General features: G+C 41.0%; 6 protein-coding genes. All 6 read left to right on the forward strand.

The genetic code is table 11. The features are described from left to right. A partial coding sequence (locus tag BCT81_RS16355) for a tetratricopeptide repeat protein (RefSeq protein WP_102425121.1) occupies window positions 1–599 on the forward strand: 599 nt, incomplete at its 5' end. After that, window positions 586–1,068 (forward strand): TadE family protein, encoded by a 483-nt coding sequence (locus tag BCT81_RS16360; RefSeq protein ID WP_102425122.1) that lies wholly within the window; start codon window positions 586–588, stop codon window positions 1,066–1,068. The genes BCT81_RS16355 and BCT81_RS16360, both read left to right, overlap by 14 nt. Beyond that, window positions 1,058–1,615, forward strand: coding sequence for a tight adherence pilus pseudopilin TadF (gene tadF / locus BCT81_RS16365; RefSeq protein ID WP_102425123.1), 558 nt, complete (start codon window positions 1,058–1,060; stop codon window positions 1,613–1,615). Before BCT81_RS16360 ends, tadF begins: the two co-directional genes overlap by 11 nt. A gap of 10 nt (window positions 1,616–1,625) precedes the next feature. Next, on the forward strand, window positions 1,626–3,182 hold the full coding sequence (locus BCT81_RS16370) for a pilus assembly protein (RefSeq protein ID WP_102425124.1): 1,557 nt from the start codon (window positions 1,626–1,628) through the stop codon (window positions 3,180–3,182). Window positions 3,183–3,190: 8 nt separating this feature from the next. Then, complete coding sequence (locus BCT81_RS16375; protein WP_102425125.1) at window positions 3,191–3,817, forward strand: OmpA family protein; 627 nt, start codon at window positions 3,191–3,193, stop codon at window positions 3,815–3,817. Window positions 3,818–4,376: 559 nt separating this feature from the next. Continuing rightward, window positions 4,377–5,772, forward strand: a 1,396-nt coding sequence (locus BCT81_RS16380) for a hypothetical protein (RefSeq protein ID WP_133152644.1), incomplete at its 3' end; no start/stop codon positions are given.

Genomic DNA, 5,772 nt, shown 5'->3' on the forward strand with positions numbered 1-5,772 from the left:
GCCATTACAAATACCAGTTGGAGCAGGGCTCGGAAGATCCAGCTGTGAAACAGAGACTGGCCTGGGCATACTTTCACAAAGGTGATATCGAATCGGCAAATTTCTATGTTCAACACCTTCATCAAGAGGGCATCGTTAACCCAAGTTTGTATCAGCTAGAAGGCCAAGTTTTCGATGATAAAAATGACATTGGTCGTGCTATTTCCTCTTATATAAATTCGGTTGAGGCCGGAAACAATTCCGGTCAAATCCACGTATTACTCGGTGTGTCATATGCAAAAATAGGTCAGTACGATAAAGCATACCAGGAGCTGAGTCTTGCTCGCTTACGTGGCTACGACGACATTGTAATAAAGAATAATATCGCGATGATTCAGATAGCTAATGGTGAGTATCATCAGGCGATTGAAACGTTAGCTCCGGTGTTGAAAGAAGATCCCGCTAATAAGATCGTCAAAGCAAACTTGGCGATAGCATTGATGAAAACCGACAAAGTCAACTCAGCCCAAAAACTACTAAAAGACGAGTTTTCGACGCAAGAAATTCAGGCTATTACCGCCGAGCTCACTCAAACGGGAGCGTCTAATGAAGCGCTTTAATAAGCAGAAGGGAGTAACTGCCATTGAGTTTGTATTGGGTGCTCTGGTTCTGTTCTTTGCAACGTTCGCAATTTTTGAGTCGAGCTATCGAATCTACGTCGTGAACATGACCGAGTACTCGCTTAGAGAAACCATCAGAAACGCTAAGATCTATGAGGGTAAAGGGGTCAACGAGCAGTACGAGAAAAAATTCAGAAGCTTAATTGAAGATGATGACAACTTATGGCGCTTTTTAATTGACGGTTCACGTTTCTCGATCAAAGGGAGGTATTTTAAAAACTATGATGATTTTGTGGCGAACAGAGGACACGCTGGGCAAAGTTTGAACTTCAACTATGACCTTGCCGAAATCACTGTAATTTACCGCTACACGCCGATCATTATGCTAGTAGGCGCTGCAGATAGAGATATCTCTCGCACCATGGTTTTGAATTTAGAACATGAGGGTTGGAAAGATGATGAGCTGTAAACAACGTGTCTGTTCTGCGTCTCGTCAACAGGGCTCTTTTACCATTGAATTACTGTTCGTACTGATCGCACTTTGGGGTATTTACCTCTTTGCTGCTGACTTGAGCAATCAATTACTTACCCGCGCAAAGCTTGATCGATCGAGTTTTGCTTTGGTGAATATTATCAAAGAACGTTCTCGTTACTTTGATGGCGATGTGCTAGCCGGACAAAACGTTTCCGTTACGCGGAAAGAATTACGAGATATGGTGAAAGTTGCAAGTCGAATGCTGAATACGCCCGTTAACAATGTTGCAATTAAGATAGAGTCGTTAACCAACAACAATAATGTTGCTGAGTTTAGTAGTAGTAAGTTTAGAAGCTTAAACTGTCAAACCGATTCAATTATTGATCATGCGGATTTAGCACCGGTAGATAAAGGTATTGTTTACCCCTTATACCGCGTTAGCCTTTGTGAAGAAGAAAGCTCCTGGTTCCAACCTTTCTTTAACAGCGGTACAAGCACTACCGTCAAGATTACCTCTTCTTCAATCATGCCGGGGAGATAAAGAGATGAAAATGCAGCTTGAACGGAAAATCAACCTCCAGCACCTCAGCCTTCGAAAACAGCAAGGGGTTGCTGTGGTATGGATGGGTTTATTACTTGTTCCTATCATGGGAGTGACCTTTTGGGCGGTTGAAGGCACACGCTACGTGCAAGAGACCAGTCGCCTAAGAGACTCTGCAGAGGCGGCAGCGATAGCAGTGACCATTGAAGATGAGCTTGATCTTGCACGCGGGCTAGCGATCCAATATGTCGAGAATTACGTGAGAGACATTAAGTCAACGAATCTTTCTACCCAGAGGTTTCATCAAGCAGAAGATGAGGGAGCAGGAGTTCTTGAATATATCCAATACACGGTTAATGCAAAAACGACGCATGACTCTTGGTTTACGAGCCGTTTTATCCCTTCATTTGATGAGCAGCAAGTTCTAGCGGGACGGTCTCTTGCTCGAAAGTACTCTACTTATCTTGGTGACAATAACATCGATCTTGCGTTTGTGTTGGACTTCTCTGGCTCAATGGCTCTACGGTGGGGTGTCGACGATACTAAGAAGATCGATGACCTAAAGACTGCAGTTGATCAAATTTCAAGAAAATTGCTTTGCACATCTACTCGTCGGGTATATGTGGAGGGTGAGTGGCAAGAGGTTTGCGCTGAGCCGAAAGAAGCTAATTCCGCAAATAAGTTGCTCAATCGCGTTGGTTTTGCACCTTTTAACGTAAGAACGAGAGAAAAAATTGCAAAATACGATACAAATGTAACGAGTCAGTTAAGTTATAAAAGCAACTATAACAACTATTTGTCGCCATATTCCTACAATGATTTGGATTGGGTTTATTGGAGTCAGTACTCAAAACAACAGATACGCAACTGTGCCTATAATAAGTTTCATTGTGATGAACCAAGACAAGATAATTATGACGCAGCTAGGCGTATCATGGATGTCTTTCGTTTAACCCGCATAACATCGCCGGATGTTTTTGATTACGTTGATTTCCCGACAACTTTGTCGACTATGTTCACCGATAAATCAGCGCTAAAGTCAAATTTCTACCATGCACAAAACAATGCTCTATTTAAATGGCATGGTGCTTCTGACCCAATGCAGTTTTATACGCTACCAATGTCAAATAAGCTGTCTGATGTAGGAGTGATTAATAGAATGTGGCCGTCCGGTGGAACATCGGCATATCAAGGTATTTTGAGAGGGCTTCAAATTTTAAATGATGGGAACCCTCACAGCGATAATGCACAAGAGCAACAGGCTTACGATAGTAAGGTAAAGATGCTGTTGATTTTGAGCGATGGGGAAGAGAACCCTCCAAATGGAATCCTCAAAGAGTTGGTTGATAGAGGAATGTGTAACCAAGCGAGAGAGGCCATACCAGGTTTATACATAGGCGTGATTGGTATCGATTTTGATGCGTCTAACCAATTCGGATTCCAAGACTGCGTAGTTGATCCAAATGAAGACATCATTGATGTATCCAATCTAGATGAACTAATTGAAAAGATTGAAGAACTCATCCGTAAAGGCTCAAAAACAAGCGGAACAACTAAGTTGTACTAAAGGAAAATATGAAAAAGTTAATGATCGGCCCCATCGTCCTATCGGCGTTACAATATAGTCTACACGCCAACGCGGAACAAAGTATCAACGTTTATTGCGACACGGCATTCAGTGAATACCAACATAGCGTTAGGGTTGATGATGTGGTGGGTATTGCCCAGCACAGACAGGGCGTTCTACAGATCGAACAGCAATCTGATAGTAGTGCATTGAAGCAAGCCTTAGCCAGTCAGTCCAACATGGGTGTGAATCAATCAGGATGTGAGACTTGGATAAGTAACCAAGAGCGTCACGGGCTATTGGCTCGTCTTCACTTTGGGTTTGATCAACACAACTTAACGCCAATGGGCAGCGAAGCCTTAACTCAATTAGCTAGCGAATTGCAGGCTAGTGGCAACTCGGTCACTGTTGATGGGCACACAGACAGCACTGGTGATGAAGGCTACAACCAAGCTTTGGGGCTACAAAGAGCACTTACAACATCAAATGCTTTGGTTGCTGATGGTGTAGAGAAGAATCGCTTGGTTATTCGTTCTTTTGGTGAGAGCAAGCCGATCGCCTCTAATGAGAGTTCAGAGGGAAGAGCAGAGAACAGACGAGCAGAAGTTTGGACATCTACAGGTAATGTCGACTAAATTCATAGCTTAACCTGTCTGTAGCTTGGCTACCTATTGAAATAATGGGAAGTTGACAAAAATGGTGATTTGTCACTTCCCTAAAAATATTATTAACTGCAAGTAATATACGCAGCATCCTGTATTAAAGTTCGTAATGCGCACATTAGTCGCATAGAGTGCTCATTTATTGCGAGAGCAAGTATCAACCCTCAACTTGGTTGTATGCTAAAAGAAAACCGCCTCACAGTGTTGCTTGATATCACCTGTCATGGAGCCGTTACCACCCCACCTAATTTCAGCTTTAACGCTATTTGAATTAAGATTTTTCACCCCAAAACTCTTCTTTTATAGAACCTTCTTCCGAGAGCTAAATTTTCGCTTAACTTTCCTTAAGTTACATTAGTTTTTATGGGGGGAGGGCTTCGGTAATCTCTAGGTTATTTTTATCCACTCCGGAACCTGTTAGATGCGAATGAATAAATCGTATGTATATAAAAGTGTGTTGATCGCATTTATATATTGCGTGCTCTCGGTGAGTAAGAGTTTTGCCACGAATATTTTCAATGAGACTCCAACTGTGTATGAAGACTTAAAGACCTTACGAGTTGGGGTCATCACAGGCAGCGCTTCCGATAAGCATGTGAGTGATACAGGTAAAACGCGAGTTTACGAAAAGTATTTGGATAGCTTAGCGAAATATTTACCACCAGGAATACGAGTAGAGTTACTTAAAGCACCATTAAGTGAACTTTTGGACTTAGCACAAAGAGGTGCAGTGCATGCGGTATTCGATTTATCCAAAAATGAACAGCGAGAAGATACTTTCTCATTCACTAACCCTATCCGTGATGAGATTGTTTTCATATATAGCAAGCTAGACTTTGAAGAAGGTTTCCAAAGAGGTGATGAAGTATATGCGTTGAAAGGCTCAACTTGGGGAGAGGACGCGCAGAGCTACTTACATTCAATTGGCCTTCGCAATAAGGTCTACTATGTAGAAAGCATATCGGATCTTTATAGCAAACCAATCTTTGTCGCGGGTAACACAAGTTTACTAAAACTATATCCACATAAGGCACCTATTACGTCTAATAAATCAATACATGTTGGAATTATAAAAGAATACGCTGATTTTTTATTAGACCCTTTTAACTCGGCATTATCGGATGTCGGGGATATATATTTAGAAGAGGAAATAAATAATAGTAAATTGGTCGAGGTGGATTTAATTGTAGATGTCGATGTAAGGCCATTTTTTAGTCATGACGATAATGACGTCTCCGTGCTTTCAAAATATCAATATTTATCGAATAAAATGGGGCTTTTGAAAATAGAGCCGAGAGAGTGTGACGATGAAGAGTGCGAGCTAGAAAGTAATAAATTATCACGTCTTACAATTTATTCAGAAGATCTATTGCAGGGTTATTATGTAACCGAGAGCATAGGTTTGTTAAAGCAGAATCTGTTTACATTAGACGGCAATGAGAAAACAGGTCGTGTAGGTGTTTTGCAACGAAACGAGCGAATAGCATATCAATACGGTATAGAGACGATATCTTATAAGTGCTCGAATGATTTGATTGAGGGGTTTGAAAGTGGGGAGGTTGATGGATTTATAGCTGGTGATTTAGATGGTCATTTAGCTATGGCTAACCTAGGCTATGAAAAATATAAAAATCAGTTGATTGGTTATGAGTCTGTTGTGTTCGCAATACCTAAAAATATAAAATACTCTAGAGTTATTTATGACTCTATATCAGATTTGATTGGCACAGCTAAAAGTACAGGATTTATTGATAGAGAAGATGTGGCTAATACATATATGATTGAAGAGGCGACGCAGGGTAAATTAGTAGAACGAAAAAAAACGTACATAACATATATCATATCGTTAGTATTGATTTTGACTCTTTGTGCGTATCGAATAAAAATTTATTTCTCCGACGGTATCAATGGATTATACAATAAGAGAA

It is taken from the genome of Vibrio sp. 10N.261.52.A1 (assembly GCF_002876325.1).
GTDB lineage: Bacteria > Pseudomonadota > Gammaproteobacteria > Enterobacterales > Vibrionaceae > Vibrio > Vibrio chagasii.